Raw genomic sequence first — 16785 nt, forward strand, 5'->3', positions numbered from 1 at the left:
AACTAACTATCATTAGGAGAGGGATAAGCTTCACTGTTTGAAGTTTTATTTTATAATTTCTGTAGTTTTTGACAAAATGGAGGAGGCATTAAAATGAAAAAGAGTTTATTAGTTATTCTGGTAGTTTGTATGGTTTTTTCTATTGTTGGTTGTGGTTCAGAGGATGTTGTAAATGAGGGTGACGATGATCTACGAATTATTAGGATAGATGACAGTAACTTAGGTTATCCATCGGTTTACACTGTGTCTCCAAGGGGGAGGGGATATTTGTTAATGAGTTTTATTTTTGATACCTTGACCTGGAAAGATGAGAATGGCGTTGTACCTATGTTGGCTGAAGATTGGTCTGTTTCTGAAGATCAAAAAGTATGGACATTTGAACTGGTGGATAATGCTCAATTTACTGATGGAGAGCCCTTAACAGCTGAAGATGTTAAGTTTTCATACTATTATATGATGGAGCATCCTCATCAATGGGTAAACTTAAACATGATAGAACAAGTAGAAGCTGTAGGTGAGCATACTGTAGAAATTACTTTAAAAGAAATATATGCGCCATTTATTACTGATATTGCTGGTAATGTTCCAATCATGCCAAAGCATATATGGGAAGATATACAAGAGCCAGAGAAGTTTAATAGCGAAGAAGCTGTAATAGGATCTGGCCCTTTTACTCTTAAGCACTATGATAAAAATGTAGGGCATTATATTTTTGAAGCAAACAAAGATTATTTTATGGGTGAACCTGTTATAGACAAGTTGAAGATTTCTGATAATAGTCAACCGAGTTTAGCGCTTCAAAACAATGAGTTAGATGCAGCTCAGCACATAAGATATGGTGAAGCTATGGAGTTAAAAGAAGAGAGTGATTTTGAGGTTTTAGAGGGACCTGGTGGATGGGTATATAGAATGTATTTTAATTTTGATAATGATGTTTTAAACAATAAAAAAGTAAGACAAGCCATATACTATGCTATTGATTTAGATGATTTTGTTGAAAGGTCACTTAGAGGTGGAGGCATGGCTGGTAACCCAGGGCATATACATCCCGAGTCAGCATGGTATTATGACCATGGTATCGATTATGAGCAAGATGTAGAGAAAGCCAAAAAACTGTTAAAAGAATCTGGAGTTATAGAAGAGGGAGAGGAATTGGAGTTTGAGTTGTTAGTAAGAGATTCATACGTAGATGAAGCGGAAATGATTCAAGGGTACTTAGGTGAGATTGGAATTAATTTAAATATAAAGCCTATGGATCAAAATAGCGTAGACTCGTTAATAAATGAAGGAAAGTTTGAAATTGCGTTAAACGGCCATGGAGCTTTTGCAGGTGACCCTGTTTTATTAGCAAGGTTCATTGGTGATGATGTAGATTTAGGTTCCACTCCTGCTGTTACTTCTCAGGGAGGGGAAAGCTGGAATAATCACAAGTTTAACGAAATTTTTGTTGACCAATTACGAGAGCTAGATGAAGAAAAAAGATATGAAAAAGTTGCTGAACTTCAAAAGATAATTGCAGAAGAATTGCCCACTCTAACGCTTTATTACAGAAAGAGTACATTTGCATATAACCCTAATAAGCTAGAGGGGTGGTTTTATACAAAAGATGGTGTAGCTATTTCTGTGCCAACTATTCAAAACAAGTTAATATATATTAATGGAACTTGGATGGGAGAATAAATAGTTAAACAAAATTTTAAAATGAGTGATTAAATATGAAGATTAAAGATAGCAACTTTATTTGGAAGGTTATGAATAATATAGGATTATTTTTGCTGCTGATTGTACTTTCTTTTGTATTGCCTAGGTTATTGCCAGGAAGTCCCATATTGAGTTTTCAAGAGGACATTCATGTCTTAAATAGCACACTTACTGAAGAAACATTTAATAGGTTTGAAGATTATTATGCTCCTAATGAACCTTTGTGGAAGCAGTTTCGAATTTATGTAACAAGCCTTATTAGATTGGATCTTGGTTATTCTTTTTACTATGGATATCCGGTGATGGATATTATTTTAGGTAGAATCGGATGGACGTTATTTCTCTCTTTAACGTCCATTTGTATTTCTTTTATCATTGCAATTCCTATAGGGATTTATTCAGCTATGAACTCAGATAAAAAGGAAGATAGACTCATAATGGGTGGGGCTTTATTTTTACAGTCGATACCTATATTTATAATAGCGCTGATTATACAGAGGATATTTGCCTACAACTTAGGGTGGTTTCCTTCTCAAGGTGCATATGATATAGGTGTTTATTCCAGTTCTATAGAATTTTTGAAGGATGCAGGTTATTATATGATTTTACCTTTAATTGCCAGCACTATAGGGTTGTTTCCCTCTAATTATATTTTGACTCGCAACATAATTATTAAGACAAAGAATGAACCGTATGTACAGATGGCCCATTTCAATAACTTAGATAGGCCAATTATAAAGTATCACTATATTTTTAGAAATGCATTGCCAGAGATTATAAGCAAATTGAATATTAATGTTGTATATGCTATTGGAGGAACTCTTTTTGTTGAGATGATATTTTCTTATCCTGGTCTTGGGATGTTACTAAAGGAAGCAGTAGCTTCAAGAGATTACCCATTAATTCAAGGAATTTTTATTATTACTTCAATTTATGCTATTTTTGTCAATATTTTTTTCGAATGGTTACTATATAAAGTAAGTCCGAGGGTGAGCAAATAATGAGGACTAAAGGAAAAGTATCGTTAACTATTATTTGTATAATGGTTTTTATTGCTATACTTGCACCACAAATCACTCCATACGATCCCAATAATTTTAGTTATCAACCTTTACAGTCTCCCAATAAAGACCACTTATTAGGTACTAATCATCTGGGACAGGATAATTTTTCAGCTCTAATTATAGGATTTAGAGTTAGTATAGGCATATCAATTTTGAGTGCTTTTATTTCTTCCTTGGTGGGTACTTTTTTGGCAGTCGTTTGTGCCTTTTATCGAGGAAGAATTGAAGACGTTATTATGAAAACGACAGAACTTTTTATAATTTTACCAGAAATAATTTTGATAATGATTTTTGCATCTTTTACAAGGCCTAGTGTATTTAATGTTATTTTTGTAATCTCTCTCTTTTCCTGGAGTAGGGTTACTAGGATTGTACGCTCAAAAGCTGTGGTCGCTATGACAAGGGAGTCAATTCAATATGCTCTCTTATTGAAGGGAGGATTTTTTCATATTTTCAAAAAAATATGGCTAGAGATTTACCCTGCAGTGGCTACTATGTTTATTTTACAATGTAGCAAAGCTATGATGTATGAGGCAAACCTTTCTTTTTTAGGGATTGGAGATCCAACTGCCAAATCTTGGGGCAGGACTATTCGTCAAGCCATGGATTTTGAAGGAGTTTTTGATAGCTATTATTTATGGTGGTTGGTTCCTCCTATTGTATGTATTGTAATTTTTATATGGTCTCTTTCTATAATATCCTTTGATATAGATAAAAGTGATTAAATATAAAGGAAGTGGTGCTTATTAGGGTGCTAGAAGTAAAAGGCTTAGAAGCTTCATATGACAATAGCATAACTTATTATAAATATCCAGACTTTACATTGGATAAGGGCAAGTGTTTGGCAATTGTGGGAAGTACAGGGTGTGGGAAAACAACCTTGCTTAATTCACTATTTAATCCATTTTTTGTGGGTAGGGCAAAATATAAGCACTTTTTACTATTAGAGAAAGATATAAGTAGTTACATGAATAATATTTTTAATGTTGTTTCTTTTATACCACAATTTTCTCAAAATGCTTTGAATCCTTGTTTAACTATTAGTGATCATATAAAGCATATGAAAACTAAAGACTATAACATAGATAATTTGTTTAAAAGAAGCATGAAAATGCTAGGTCAATTAAAATTAGAACAAGATGTTATAAAAAAGTATCCCCATCAATTAAGTGGCGGGATGAAGCAAAGATTAATTTTAATGTTAGGCTTTTTAAAACAACCAGAATTAGTTGTTTTAGATGAACCTTCTACTGCGATAGATGGTATAACTTTAAAAGTTATACTAGACTTTTTAAAGACTAAAAAAACAGACGGTATAAGTATGTTAATAGTTACTCATGATTTAGGATTTGTAAAGCTTATAGCTGATGATGTTATGAATCTTGATAGTAGCTTAGACTAATAAAAGTATCAACTGGAGGTGAGCCATTGGCTATGATTCAATTGGTTTATGGTCCCAATAATGAATGATCTGGTGGAAGTTAGATCTGTAAACAAAGCTTTTGGAAAACTAGAGAGAAATGTGTTAGATAATGTAAGTCTTAGCATAAAAGAGAATACAATTTTAGGTTTTCTAGGTGAAACAGGAAGTGGAAAAACTACTTTAGCTAAGATAATTGTTGGTCTGGAAAATCCCGATAGCGGGACAGTATATTTAAAAGGGAGCAAGCTTTTAGGTTTAAAGAAGAGAAGCTTTTCTCAATGTTCTGAGATTCAATATATATTTCAAGATCCCTATAGTGCTATGGAAAGCTATTTTACTGTAGAGGATATTTTGCTTGAACCTTTTATAATCTGCAAAAAAAATAAGCATATCAGCTTATCTCCTAAGCAAGCTTTGAAAATGGTTGGAATTAATGACTATGCAATCTGGAAAAATAAAAAAATTTCTACACTAAGTGGTGGCCAGAGACAAAAGATTTGTATTGCCAGAGCTTTAATACCCAACCCCAAATTGATTATCGCTGATGAAAGCACATCTATGCTAGATAAAGAGTCAACTAACGAGATTTTGAAAATTTTTAAGGAGTTGAAAAAAAACAATAAGTTATCTTTGTTGTTGATTAGTCACCAGTTAAATGTTGTTATGGAAATATGTGATGAAATTTGTGTATTAAAAAATGGAGAGATTATAGAGCACGACAAAAAAGATGACGTAATAAATAGACCTAAAAATAGATATACAAAAAAAATACTCGATAGTATGAATTTTTTTATGGAGGATGAGTACAAATATGAATAAAATAGTTTTTGTTGACTTAAGTAATAAAAAAGTAAGTATTAGATATATAAAAGATCAGGATGTCTTAAGATCTGGAAGAAAGTTTGCTGAGTGCTATATAAACGATAACATAAAACAAAATACTAAATATTTAAGTGAAGAAAATTTTATTGTGATAAGCCCAGGATTACTGACAGGGACCTTAGCTCCTTGTACTGGCAGACTTTCTATTTCTACAAAAACTAATGATGATATAAAAACTATAAACATAGCAGGACCTATTGCACAGAAAATTGCTTCTTTAGATATAAAAGCTATTGTTATCACAGGAAAATGCCTAAAAGGGACGTCAGTCCTTCATGTCAATGAAAATGGTGTTAGTTTAAATAATATATCAGAAACAGAGTATGGTGAAGTTGAAAAAACTATTGATTTTCTGCAAAATAAGTGGGGAAAAGAAACGTCTGTATTGGGGATTGGACCAGCGGGTGAACATATATTGCCTATAGGAAGCCTTTTCAACTCCTATCCCAATGGTACTCCTAAGTATCACTGCACAAGAGGCAAAATAGGTGACTTGTTTGGATATAAAGGCTTAAAAGCTATCGCTGTTACAACTAAAAAGCATTTTGGAGCTGATATATCTGATGAAGATAATTTTAAGCAATTAACAAAAAAAATAAGCAAGGTAATTACTGAGCACCCTGTTTGTGGTAAAGCATTGCCGGCTTTTGGTTCTATAACCTTGATTGAATTAATGAAAGATAAAAATAAGTTTCTTCAAAAATTAAGTAGCAATAATAATAAAGAGACTATAGAGAAAAATATAAACACAAAAATTAATAAAAACTGTGCTCCGAATTGTGTTATCGGCTGCCTTAACAAACATAGTGAAAAAACAGGTTATATATATAGTTCGCCTGCAGAAAGCGAGGCGGTTGCTGCTTGCAAAAATCTTTTTGCTATTGATGATACAAGTTTTGTAAGTGCTATTCACAGAGAATGCTTTGAATTTGGGATGGATACTATTGAGTTCTTATTTAGTTGCAAGATGTTATCTGAGGTTACAGGAGAAAAAAAGATAACTAAAGCAAAAATAAAAGATTACTTAGCTGAGGTTAAAGAGCTAACGCTTGTAGGAAGGGTGTTAGCTAGCACTACTAAAGGAATTCATAATCTTTATGTTGGTAGAAAGGATGTGGTAAAACTAGTAACTCGATCAGCTAAAGTCGAAGAAGAAAATTTTAAAATAAAGATACCAACAAAACCTGATGAGCTAAGTGACATATCAGACTTGCACTACTTGTACGGCTTTATGTTGGTGATGGAGAGCTTGGGTATTTGTTTGTTTACTTCTTTTGCCATATTAGATGATAAAAAAGGGTTAACTTTGATTAATGACTTAGTAAACGCTAAAACCGGTCAAAATTATAAAGAAGCAGAATTAATATATAAAGCTCTCAATACTTATAACAATGATGTACCAGAATTTGTGAAAGTGCTTTACAGATATTATGGAGAAGAAAATGAAAATAGGGTATAAATGTTTTATCAAAGTAGATATAAAGGTGATATGCTAAACATTAGCAGAGTTATCTAAACTATATATAAAAAATTATAAAGTCTTGCTTAATGCTAAAATAGAAAATAACGTTAGTTTATTTACAGGTATTATATTTTGGTCTTCTTGGCAAAAACTATTTGTGGGGGATGCTAGGTAATAAGGAGAGTCGTCAGTAGGATAAAAAGAGCCCATGTGATATGATACTTTCTAATTAATTAAAATTAGATTATCTACTTGGAGGTATTTTTTTATGGGAATGGAGAGAGAACCATTTGCTGAAGTTAATTAAAAGGAGTGTATTATACACAGGATTATGGATTAGTTCTAATTACGGAAGATAGGTCTAGATACCTTATTGTTTTAAGATATTTATCCCATGATAAAAAGTTTTTTAATTTAATAGGTTTACATTTTATACCCTAAGGGGGTATAATTGAGTTGTATAGAATTTAATACTAATACTGAGGAGTGATTTTATGGCTTTTATAGAAGTTAATTTTCCAGGTGGCAAAAAAACAGAAGCTAATGTTAAGGGGTTTACGGTTGAGACTGATCAACCTGTTGCATCAGGAGGAGAAGAAACAGATCCATCTCCCTTTGACCTATTTTTGACTTCTATTGTTACCTGTTCTGGGGTGTATGCTTTAAACTTTTGTCAAAATAAAGGAATTAGTACAAAAGGTTTGAAATTAGAGTTGGGTTTTGAAAAGAACTTTGAAACTGGCTTAATTGAGGAGATAAACCTTAACTTAACATTACCTGAAAAATTTCCCCCAAAATATGAAAAGGCTATAGTGAAGGCGATGAATTTATGTGCTGTTAAGAAGCACATAGAAACGCCTCCTAACTTTAATATTAATACAAAGTGATAATATTTTAGTGCAAGGATAAACTTTATACAGCTTAGTGACATATAAAACTGGGTAGTTATATGTCACTAAGGAAAAATAAATATCTTTGAATTATATATCCTGTATTGTAGAGTTTTGCAATCGACCAACTAAGGAGAACAAAACTTCCAGTTATTGAGTCTTTAAAACTAAAAAAACATAGACACACAAATTCCTCAATGCTACAATAAAATTATAGTAAGAAAATTGTCGAAAAGAGGAGGTGGTTATAATGGTCTATAATGGAAAAGTTATAGAGCGAGACATCTATAATCACTCATCAGACAACGGGAAAATAAAGCTAATTAATAAGTATAAAAACGATATAATGGAAACTAACGTTTACTTTTTTCGCAAAGGGAATAGTGGATTTTTTAGAATACCTACAGAAAATGAAAATAGTGTTAAAACCTACTATATACTTGAAGGAGAGCTCTATAACTTTGATACAGGGCGCTACTACTCAAAAGGTGACATGATAATTCTTGATTATAACAGTGAGCCTTTTAACATTTATCCCAAAACCGATGTTAAAGTTTTAGTACATGCTATATATGATAATAGCTATGAAAAAAGTAACCAATATTTTAAAGAGCTAAATGAAACACTGGATAAAATACAGGCAAAGGATGATTATACTAGCCATCATTGTGACAGGGTATATAAATTAGCTAGGATGCTAGCTTTAGAGCTTGGCTATACAGGTCAAAAACTCAGGAATATACTTCATGCAGCCAAATATCATGATGTTGGAAAAATATACATAGATGATGCCATACTAAACAAACACTCATCCCTTCAAAACATGAGTTTGAAATTATGAAAGGCCATGTTGTTCAAGCTAAAAGTTTTATTGTTTCGTGTTTTGGTAAACCTGTTTTTGATATTGCGTGCCAGCACCACGAACGAATTGATGGAAGCGGGTATCCCTATGGACTGACAGATAGAGAAATATCGCAAGAAGGTAAAATTATAGCTATCTGTGATAGTTATGATGCAATGACCACAGATAGAATTTATAAAAAAGGGAAAAGCAAAAAAGAAGCAATTGATGAATTAAAAGAGCTTAGGGGAGTTAAATATGATTCATGTTTAGTAGACTTATTTATTGATAAAGTTCTTATAAAGCAAGGAAGAAATCGGAAATAGAAAAAGGTTTATTTTGTTAAAAATATTGCTATGGTTTTAAACTATAGCAATATTTTTTGTTTGTTTTAATAATAATGCAAAAGCAGGAAAGTGAATTAAATTATTGAATTTATACAGATAAGGTGATTTTGTAAAATGTTTAACTGAGTATAAAACTTAAGTATCTAAATTAAATAACAAAGGAGATATATTAAGATGAAAACAGATGAAAAGTTATGCAAACTACGGGAGTCAATGAAAAAAAATAAAATCCCAGTCTACATGACTACTATTAGCGATCCCCATCAAAGTGAGTATGTAAGCGACTGCTTTAATAGTCTTAAATGGCTATCAGGCTTTACCGGCTCTCAAGCTACTATGGTAGTAACCTTAAATGAGAGTGGTATATGGGTAGATGGCAGATACCATATCCAGGCGGAAGAACAGCTAGCAGATACTGAGGTAAAGGTTTTTAAAATGGGCAAGGATAAAGTTTTATCTGTAGGTGATTGGCTTAAGGAGAATATAGAATGCGGCAGTACTATTGGATTTAATGGTGAACTTTTTTCTCAGAAGCGCATTGATGATATAAAAGAAAAACTAAAGGGAACCAATTTTACCCTAGATGGTGGTTGCGATTTTTTAGAACAAGTTTGGGAGGACAGACCAAAGATTATATTTAACGAGATCTTTCTTCATGACATAAAATATTGTGGCAAGTCCGCCCAACAAAAGATTAGCGATGTTAGGGATGATATGGATAAAAAGCTTGTGGATTCAACGATAATATCTAGCCTAGATGATATAGCTTGGCTGTTTAATATAAGAAGCAGTGATATACCCAATAATCCAGTTGCTATGGCTTATGCTGTTATAACTGGCAAAGATGCGGTTTTGTTTATAAATAAAGATAGTCTTACAAGTGAAGCAGATGATTATTTAAAAGAGCAAGGTGTGTTAGTTTATGATTATGAATATTTCTTTGAGTATTTAAGCAAGCTGCCTAAGGGATCAAAGGTTTATCTAGATTACAATAGAATCAATTTTAAAATTTATAATGAAGTGGAGAAGTTATGTGAAATTCAAAAAGGTACTAATATCACTACCATACTAAAAGCGATAAAAAATGATGTAGAAATTAAAAACCTAAGAAATTGTCAAATAAGAGATGGAGTAGCCATGGTTAACTTTTTGCATTGGTTAGATCAAAATGTTGCTAACAAAAATGTTACCGAAATAAGTGCGGCACAAAAGCTTAGGGAGTTTAGGGCAGAGCAAGACTACTTTGAAGGATCAAGCTTTGATTCTATATCAGCTTTTGCAGAGCATGCAGCTATGATGCATTATCAAGCAACTAAAGATAGTGATTATACCCTAGAAGGCGACGGGTTTTACCTTATTGACTCGGGAGGTCAGTATTTAGATGGCACCACAGATATAACAAGAACAGTGCCCATAGGGATTTTGTCGGAGCAGCAAAAAAGGGATTACACATTAGTGGTAAAAGGTCATATAGCACTATGCAAAGCTCAGTTTTTGTATGGAGCAACTGGAAGTAATTTGGATGTTTTAGCTAGACAAGCTATGTGGGAACAAGGCATAGATTACAAATGTGGTACCGGACATGGTATAGGATACTTTTTAAATGTTCATGAAGGGCCGCAAGGTTTTAGCTCAGCGTCCCATGTTAAGTTAGAGGAAAATATGGTTACAACAGTAGAGCCGGGAGTTTATCGAGAAAACAGCCATGGGATAAGGATAGAAAACACCGTTGTCGCTAAAAAGGCTGAAAAAACAGAGTTTGGACAGTTTATGACTTTTGAAACCATCTCTTTATGTCTAATATCTAAATTACCTATTAACAAGGATATGCTAACAAGCGAAGAGATTTTATGGTACAACAACTACCATAAAATGGTTTATGATAAACTATCTCCTTATTTAGAAGAAGATGTTAAAAAGTGGCTGAAAGAGGAAACCAGCGCTATATAAACATTTTAAAAAAAAAGAAAAGCAGATGCGAAAGCTAACAAAATCCTCCTTAGACCTGCAGGTCTAAGGAGGATTTTTTATACGCAAATTATTCTTTTTGTTTTGATTCATCTTTTATTAAGATGCCATTAAGAATTATTTCAATTCCGTAAGTGTAATAGTTTTGGAATTGATCTCCTAATGAAGTAATGTTTGTTTTTTGTGGTAACATCAAAACTCCATCAAACATAGCCCAAAGGGAAATAACTAACTCGAAGGTGTCACAAGGTTTTATAATGCCTTCTTCAACACCTTTTATAATAGGTTTCTCTAGTTGCTTTAGGATTTTGATAATTCTATTTTTTAAATAGACATTTTCATTTGCCTTAGCATTTTTTCCAAAAAATCCGCTAAATAGAATACGATATTGATGGTTGTGGTGTTGATAAAAATGAATATAAGATTGTAATAAAAGACATATTCTTGCCTTAGTATCTGTAGCAGGAATAGATGAAGCAACATTAAGAGTACTTTCTAGTAGATCAAGCGCCTCTTCAAAAAGAGCAGTATATATTTCAAGTTTATTATTGAAATAAAGGTATAAAGTGCCTATGGCAACACCGGACTTTTTAGAGATTTGCTGCATAGTTGTGTGTTCATATCCTTGTGTAGCCATGAGTTCTACTGAACTGTCCATAATATGGCGTTTTTTTTGTTCCTTTTCAGCTTCGGTAAGGCAAAGTCTTGCCATGAAATTAATCTCCTTTTATATATCCTTGATTAAACTATCTTATCATATTCTAGAATTAAGCACAAGATTATGAATATAATTAGAATGAACATATATTCATTATTGAGAAATCAGATAAAACCATTGACAAAGGGACAAAGTAAAGTTATAATTTTCACAAATGAACATTGATTCATTTTATTTTAAAATTTTTACTAGGAGGTGGGCAATCTTTAGGCTTAAGTTATTTTTTTTAGTTAAAAATTTTAGAATTATCAAAACAAAGGAGCGTGAAAAAGTTGGAGGTTTCGTTATTTAAGCACTTTAGTGCGATGGCTATTTATGCTTTAGTGTTATATGTAATAGTTGAACTTTTTAGGAAAAACTACAAGCTGGCAACGTATTTCTATGTACTAGTTTTACTTTCATCTCCTCTTTGGTTGCAAAACATAGAGGGCTGGTTTAGGTGGATGAAGTATCTCAGTATTTTTGTCCCTATCATAATATTAGGTTACACCAGAATAGCTTATGTAGATGATAAAAAAGGTTTTGTTTGGAATATATTAAAGAATGCTAAGTTCCTATGGTTCTTTTATGCAATAATGTTTTTAAATATTATAGAAGCTACAATTCAGGATATAGAGTTAGGAAATTATTTTAATGCAGCTGTTGGTTTGATTCTTTGTGCAACCATACCTTATGCGACTAAATATTGGAGATTTAGAAAAAAAGAAAATGCGGTATTAATAGCTTATACTACGATTGCTTGGGCCTTTTTATATACAACTTGGAACGCCTGTTTTGTGTATTCAGAAAGTCCAATGTACTTTGCTGGTTCATTGACCATACTGTTGGTAGCTTTTTTCTATCCCATTCTAAAGAAAAAGCCTGAGTTATATGTCCATGCTAGGGTATATACTTTGGCCACTCATTTGCTATTAAGAGCAGCTTATGATATTTTTCCAGCAACCATGGATGCGTCTTCTTGGTTTAATACCGAGGTGCTAAAATGGTGGGGAATAATTAATTTAATTATGGCAGTTCCATACCTTATTTGGCATATACAACAATTACGGTCTGGTAATGCAGATGAAAGTTTTGGTTTAAAAATTAGCTCTAAACAAAAAATCATAGCTTAATTAAGAAGTGGGGGAATATAAATGGCAAAAGAAAGAGTGTTAGACTTAGCAAATAAAATTAGTAGAACTAAGAGGGGTTCAAAAGGAGAGATTACTCCAGATCGTCCAGAATATAAGATTTTGGAACCTGTTGTTACAGAAGAGATGGCGGATGTTGCCCTTTGCCTAGAATTGCGCAAACCTCAAACTGCATCCGAAGTAGCTAAGCAATGTGGCAAAAGCGAAAAGGAGACAGCAGAAATTTTATGGCAGCTTGCAGAGTATGGCGTCGTATTTGTAGAAAAGGTTGACGGTGTTGATAAATACTGGATTGAACTGTGGGTTCCGGGACATATGGAACTGATGGTAAATAATAAAGAGATAGTTAAGAAATATCCTCAGATAGGACGTGCCTTTGAAGAGTATGGAAGGGCAAGAGCTCCACTAGCTGTAGGAAACTTTCCAATAGGAAAGGGTCCTATGCGAGTAATTCCTATCGAAACATCCATCGAAGGGGAAACTAGAAGAGCATCATATGAGGAAGTTTCTAAATATTTAAATGATAACACCGTCTTTTCTGTTTCCGACTGTTCTTGTCGTACAGCAAGAGAAGTTATGGGGGAAGGATGTGGCCATTTAAAAGAAGAGATGTGTATTCAGCTGGGTAAAGCCGCTGAGTATTATATACGTACAGGTAGAGGTCGGGAAATTAGCCGGGATGAAGCATTTGAAATAATCAAAAAGGCGGAAGAAAATGGTTTGATGCATAGTATACCAAACTTAGATGGTGTTGGTGAGACCCATGCTATATGCAACTGTTGTGGATGCTCATGCTTAGCTATTAGAAATGCCGGGATGTTTTTGCATAGCGACTTTGTTCGCTCCAATTATATTTCACAAGTGGATGAAGAAAAATGTGTCGCTTGTGGTGAATGTGCTGAAGTTTGCCCTGTCAATGCATTGAAGCTAGGACAAAAGCTATGCAGCAAAAATCCTGTGGAACTCAAAGAAAGAGAGGAGTTGCCTTCTAACTCAGAGTGGGGTCCAGAGAAGTGGAATGAAGACTATCGCATAAATAAAGAAAATGTTGTGGAAACTGGAACAAGCCCATGTAAAACTAATTGCCCAGCTCATATTTCTGTACAAGGCTATATCAAACTAGCTGCTCAAGGTAATTATTTAGAAGCTTTAGAGCTTATAAAACATGAAAATCCTTTCCCAGCAGTATGTGGTCGAATTTGTCCAAAAAAATGTGAATCAGATTGTACTCGAGGAGATGTAGACGACCCAGTAGCTATTGATGATATTAAAAAGTTTATCGCCGAACAAGAGTTAAAATCAGATAGTCGTTTTGTACCAAAAGTCAAAAATCAATATGATAAAAAGATTGCTGTTGTGGGAGCTGGACCATCAGGACTTTCTTGTGCTTATTACTTAGCTGTTGATGGATATGAAGTTACGGTATTTGAAAAAGAAAAGATGCTTGGCGGTATGTTGACACTAGGGATTCCGTCTTATAGACTGGGAAAAAAAGTGATTAACGCTGAAATTGATATTTTACGTGAACTTGGTGTTACTTTTAAAACTGGTGTAGAAGTTGGTAAAGACGTGAGTCTTCAAGAATTAAGGAGTGAAGGGTATGAAGCCTTTTATGTAGCTATTGGTGCTCAGCTAGGAAGAAAGATAGGCCTTGAAGGTGAAGATGCAAAAGGAGTGCTTACAGGCATTGACTTTTTACGTAAGGTTAATTTAGGAGAAGATTTAAAACTAACCGGTAATACCGTTGTCATAGGTGGCGGTAACGTTGCAATTGATGTTGCTAGGACTGCTACTAGAATTGGGGCATCGAAGGTTGATATGTTCTGTCTTGAAGATCGTGAGCAAATGCCAGCACTTAAAGAAGAAATAGATGAAGCTATTTGTGAAGGTATCGAAATTAGCAACTCTTGGGGACCTAAGCGTATTGTTACCGAGAATGGTCGTGTAGTTGGCGTGGAGTTTAAAAAATGCATTTCAGTTATCGATAGTAGCGGGAATTTTAACCCAGTATTCGATGAAAACAAAACAAAAATTGTTAAAGCAGATAATGTGTTGATTTCAGTTGGTCAGGCTATGGATTGGGGCAGTATACTGGAGAACAGTAAAGCGAACCTAAACGCAAATCAAACTATAAAGGCAGACTCTTTTACACTTCAAACAGATGAGCCTGATGTATTTGCAGGTGGTGACTCTATGACTGGTCCTAGTTTTGCTATCGATGCAATTTCAATGGGGAAAGAAGCGGCAATTTCGATACATCGCTTTGTTCACCCAGGACAGAGTTTAGTTATAGGTAGAGATAGAAGGGAGTTTTACTCATTTAACAAAGAAGACTTAATCATAGATGGTTATGACCGTACGCCAAGACAAAGAACAGAGCATGTTGATGCAGCTAAAGCCAAAAAATCATTTGATGATTTGCGTTCTACATTTACAGAAGAACAGGTTAAAAAAGAATCTGAACGTTGTTTAGGGTGTGGTGTTACCACAGTAGACGAATATATGTGCTTAGGATGTGGCGCATGTACAACCAGATGTAAGTTTGATGCAATTGGCCTTGTCAGAAAATATGATGAAGAAAATGTGGAGCTAGAAAAGCTTAAACCTTTAGTTGTTAAACAAGTGATTAAGCGTAAAGGAAAAATTACTGCTAGAAAGGTCAACAAGTTTGTGACTGGAGTTTTCTCTAGCAAGGATAACTAAACAATTTTTTGAGGTGGTAAACTTGCATGAACTAGGTGTTGTAATAGAAGTGGTAAAAACTGTTGAAAATTTTGCAAAGGATAATAACTTAACCCAAATAGATACGTTGGTACTTCAAATTGGAGAGTTATCATCAATGATTCCCAGGTATGTTGAAGCATGCTATCCAGCTGCAGTGGACGGAACTTTATTAGAGAATACAAAGTTGGAGATAGAGATTTTGCCGGCTAATATTCTTTGTAAAGAGTGTAATGAAGTTTTTAAACTCACAGATGGTGGCAATAGTTGTCCTAATTGTAGTAGCGAAAATATAGAGTTGCTATCAGGAAAAGAGTTTATGGTAAAAGAGATTATAGCGTGTTGAAGTTTTAATACTAAACATTGAATTAGGGAGATGTAGTATTAACCAAGTGCTATAGAATACAGAAAACGTAAGAGAAGTCCATTATAGTAACGGACTTCTCTTACTGTTATAGCTAATATAGATGTGGCGATAACGGCAACACTTGATCAATTTTCAGTGAAATCAAATCGGTATCTTCCACTAGCTCTAAGATATCTTCAACCTCGCCATGTACTAGTACACCAAAAACATTCATGCCATTTTCATCAACATAGTCTAAAGCTTGTTGATAATACTCCACTTTATAAGAAACTCTCTCCCTTCACTATATAAACGAAACAAAGTCAAAAAGGTTACACACCATTTAAAGACAATTATATTAGAATATACAATTAATTTGAATATGGATTATAGGAATTTTGCTATTTTATACCAAATTAAAAGCAAGTGAATATTGACACTTTTACCACCATCATATAGACTAAAAAAAAGAAGTGAAAAAATTAAGTAGATAGATTCAAGCTTAACGTGGAGGTGGTTAGCAGTAAGTGTCGACGGGGCAAGGCGGTAATCATAGCACGTTTAATACAAAAAAATATAAAGTTACTAGGGGGATAAAGTATATGGAAGATTATAAAGTAATTAAAGTAGAAAAGAGTATATATGAAAATAATAATGAAGAAGCGGATAAGGTGAGAAAAAAGTTAAAAGAAGAGAAAACTTTTTTATTAAACTTAATGTCCTCTCCTGGATCGGGTAAGACAACCACTGTTATAAGAACTATTGAGGCACTTAAGGATAAGATGGAAGTTGGAGTAATTGAAGCGGATATAGATTCTTATGTAGATGCTGAAAAGGTTCATCAGGCGGGAGCGAAGGCTATTCAGCTACAAACTGCTGGCATGTGTCATATTGACGCTATAATTTCTCGTGATGGCTTAGATAGCATAGGAAGCAAGGATTTAGATTTTGTTATCATAGAAAATATAGGGAATTTAGTTTGCCCAGCTTCTTATGATTTAGGAGCGGTTAAAAATGCAATGATACTAAGCGTGCCAGAAGGGGATGACAAGCCGCTTAAATATCCAAAGATGTTTGCTAATGTGGATGTACTTATAATTAACAAGATTGATACTATGGAGTTTTTTGACTTTGATATAGAAGCAGTTAAAAAGAAAGTAACGGAAATGAATCCTAACATTGTGGTATTTGAAATTTCTGCAAAAACAGGACAGGGTATTGATAAATGGGCAAATTGGTTAAAAGACAATATAAATCAGTGGAATGCTTAAAAATGCTTAAAACATGCTGAG

General features: G+C 33.6%; 16 protein-coding genes. 14 read left to right on the forward strand and 2 right to left on the reverse strand.

Going from position 1 to position 16785, the window contains the following annotated elements; genetic code table 11:
- The first annotated feature begins 93 nt into the window (after window positions 1-93).
- The 10 genes from PRVXT_RS05195 to PRVXT_RS05240 all read left to right on the forward strand — a co-directional run bounded on the left by PRVXT_RS05195 (window position 94) and on the right by PRVXT_RS05240 (window position 10560).
- Window positions 94-1680, forward strand: coding sequence for an ABC transporter substrate-binding protein (locus PRVXT_RS05195; protein WP_350344606.1), 1587 nt, complete (start codon window positions 94-96; stop codon window positions 1678-1680).
- Window positions 1681-1715: 35 nt separating this feature from the next.
- The gene (locus PRVXT_RS05200; protein WP_350344607.1) at window positions 1716-2702 is read left to right on the forward strand and encodes an ABC transporter permease; all 987 of its coding nucleotides are present in this window, start codon (window positions 1716-1718) and stop codon (window positions 2700-2702) included.
- Complete coding sequence (locus PRVXT_RS05205; protein ID WP_350344608.1) at window positions 2702-3490, forward strand: ABC transporter permease; 789 nt, start codon at window positions 2702-2704, stop codon at window positions 3488-3490. Before PRVXT_RS05200 ends, PRVXT_RS05205 begins: the two co-directional genes overlap by 1 nt.
- 26 nt (window positions 3491-3516) lie before the next feature.
- Window positions 3517-4167 (forward strand): ATP-binding cassette domain-containing protein, encoded by a 651-nt coding sequence (locus PRVXT_RS05210; RefSeq protein ID WP_350344609.1) that lies wholly within the window; start codon window positions 3517-3519, stop codon window positions 4165-4167.
- A gap of 60 nt (window positions 4168-4227) precedes the next feature.
- Window positions 4228-5007, forward strand: a complete 780-nt coding sequence (locus PRVXT_RS05215) for an ABC transporter ATP-binding protein (RefSeq protein WP_350344610.1) — start codon at window positions 4228-4230, stop codon at window positions 5005-5007.
- Window positions 5000-6529, forward strand: a complete 1530-nt coding sequence (locus PRVXT_RS05220; RefSeq protein ID WP_350344611.1) for an aldehyde ferredoxin oxidoreductase N-terminal domain-containing protein — start codon at window positions 5000-5002, stop codon at window positions 6527-6529. The genes PRVXT_RS05215 and PRVXT_RS05220 overlap by 8 nt, the downstream gene beginning before the upstream one ends.
- Window positions 6530-7026: 497 nt before the next feature.
- Window positions 7027-7419 carry an OsmC family protein gene (locus PRVXT_RS05225; protein WP_350344612.1) on the forward strand — a complete coding sequence of 131 codons (393 nt, stop codon included), beginning with the start codon at window positions 7027-7029 and terminating at the stop codon, window positions 7417-7419.
- A gap of 253 nt (window positions 7420-7672) precedes the next feature.
- On the forward strand, window positions 7673-8263 hold the full coding sequence (locus tag PRVXT_RS05230) for an HD-GYP domain-containing protein (protein ID WP_350344613.1): 591 nt from the start codon (window positions 7673-7675) through the stop codon (window positions 8261-8263).
- Window positions 8260-8589 (forward strand): HD-GYP domain-containing protein, encoded by a 330-nt coding sequence (locus PRVXT_RS05235; protein ID WP_350344614.1) that lies wholly within the window; start codon window positions 8260-8262, stop codon window positions 8587-8589. The genes PRVXT_RS05230 and PRVXT_RS05235 overlap by 4 nt, the downstream gene beginning before the upstream one ends.
- A 195-nt stretch (window positions 8590-8784) precedes the next feature.
- The gene (locus tag PRVXT_RS05240) at window positions 8785-10560 is read left to right on the forward strand and encodes an aminopeptidase P family protein (RefSeq protein WP_350344615.1); all 1776 of its coding nucleotides are present in this window, start codon (window positions 8785-8787) and stop codon (window positions 10558-10560) included.
- A gap of 88 nt (window positions 10561-10648) precedes the next feature.
- Here the strand turns inward: PRVXT_RS05240 and PRVXT_RS05245 are convergent, their stop codons facing one another.
- Complete coding sequence (locus PRVXT_RS05245; protein WP_350344616.1) at window positions 10649-11290, reverse strand: TetR/AcrR family transcriptional regulator; 642 nt, start codon at window positions 11288-11290, stop codon at window positions 10649-10651.
- A gap of 269 nt (window positions 11291-11559) precedes the next feature.
- On the opposite strand from PRVXT_RS05245, the gene PRVXT_RS05250 reads away from it, so the two are divergent.
- Genes PRVXT_RS05250 through PRVXT_RS05260 form a run of 3 tightly spaced genes read left to right on the forward strand, consistent with a single transcriptional unit; the run spans window position 11560 to window position 15493 of the window.
- Window positions 11560-12408 (forward strand): hypothetical protein, encoded by an 849-nt coding sequence (locus PRVXT_RS05250; protein ID WP_350344617.1) that lies wholly within the window; start codon window positions 11560-11562, stop codon window positions 12406-12408.
- 21 nt (window positions 12409-12429) lie between these two features.
- A complete protein-coding gene (locus PRVXT_RS05255; RefSeq protein WP_350344618.1) occupies window positions 12430-15129 on the forward strand; it encodes an FAD-dependent oxidoreductase in 2700 nt (899 codons plus the stop codon).
- Window positions 15130-15151: 22 nt separating this feature from the next.
- Window positions 15152-15493, forward strand: a complete 342-nt coding sequence (locus PRVXT_RS05260; protein ID WP_350344619.1) for a hydrogenase maturation nickel metallochaperone HypA — start codon at window positions 15152-15154, stop codon at window positions 15491-15493.
- Window positions 15494-15605: 112 nt separating this feature from the next.
- Here PRVXT_RS05260 and PRVXT_RS05265 read toward each other — a convergent pair whose 3' ends face one another.
- Window positions 15606-15773, reverse strand: a complete 168-nt coding sequence (locus PRVXT_RS05265) for an anti sigma factor C-terminal domain-containing protein (RefSeq protein ID WP_350344620.1) — start codon at window positions 15771-15773, stop codon at window positions 15606-15608.
- Window positions 15774-16095: 322 nt separating this feature from the next.
- On the opposite strand from PRVXT_RS05265, the gene hypB reads away from it, so the two are divergent.
- Window positions 16096-16764, forward strand: a complete 669-nt coding sequence (gene hypB / locus PRVXT_RS05270; protein ID WP_350344621.1) for a hydrogenase nickel incorporation protein HypB — start codon at window positions 16096-16098, stop codon at window positions 16762-16764.
- Window positions 16765-16785 lie beyond the last annotated feature (21 nt).

Source organism: Proteinivorax tanatarense, from assembly GCF_040267685.1.
GTDB classification, from domain to species: Bacteria; Bacillota; Proteinivoracia; order Proteinivoracales; family Proteinivoracaceae; genus Proteinivorax; species Proteinivorax tanatarense.

Coding starts and splice junctions, on each gene's coding strand:
- PRVXT_RS05240 (WP_350344615.1), top strand. CDS start 8,785: ATGAAAACAGATGAAAAGTTATGCAAACTACGGGAGTCAATGAAAAAA.
- PRVXT_RS05255 (WP_350344618.1), top strand. CDS start 12,430: ATGGCAAAAGAAAGAGTGTTAGACTTAGCAAATAAAATTAGTAGAACT.
- PRVXT_RS05215 (WP_350344610.1), top strand. CDS start 4,228: ATGAATGATCTGGTGGAAGTTAGATCTGTAAACAAAGCTTTTGGAAAA.
- PRVXT_RS05205 (WP_350344608.1), top strand. CDS start 2,702: ATGAGGACTAAAGGAAAAGTATCGTTAACTATTATTTGTATAATGGTT.
- PRVXT_RS05225 (WP_350344612.1), top strand. CDS start 7,027: ATGGCTTTTATAGAAGTTAATTTTCCAGGTGGCAAAAAAACAGAAGCT.
- PRVXT_RS05230 (WP_350344613.1), top strand. CDS start 7,673: ATGGTCTATAATGGAAAAGTTATAGAGCGAGACATCTATAATCACTCA.
- PRVXT_RS05220 (WP_350344611.1), top strand. CDS start 5,000: ATGAATAAAATAGTTTTTGTTGACTTAAGTAATAAAAAAGTAAGTATT.
- PRVXT_RS05235 (WP_350344614.1), top strand. CDS start 8,260: ATGAAAGGCCATGTTGTTCAAGCTAAAAGTTTTATTGTTTCGTGTTTT.
- hypB (WP_350344621.1), top strand. CDS start 16,096: ATGGAAGATTATAAAGTAATTAAAGTAGAAAAGAGTATATATGAAAAT.
- PRVXT_RS05200 (WP_350344607.1), top strand. CDS start 1,716: ATGAAGATTAAAGATAGCAACTTTATTTGGAAGGTTATGAATAATATA.
- PRVXT_RS05245 (WP_350344616.1), bottom strand. CDS start 11,290: ATGGCAAGACTTTGCCTTACCGAAGCTGAAAAGGAACAAAAAAAACGC.
- PRVXT_RS05195 (WP_350344606.1), top strand. CDS start 94: ATGAAAAAGAGTTTATTAGTTATTCTGGTAGTTTGTATGGTTTTTTCT.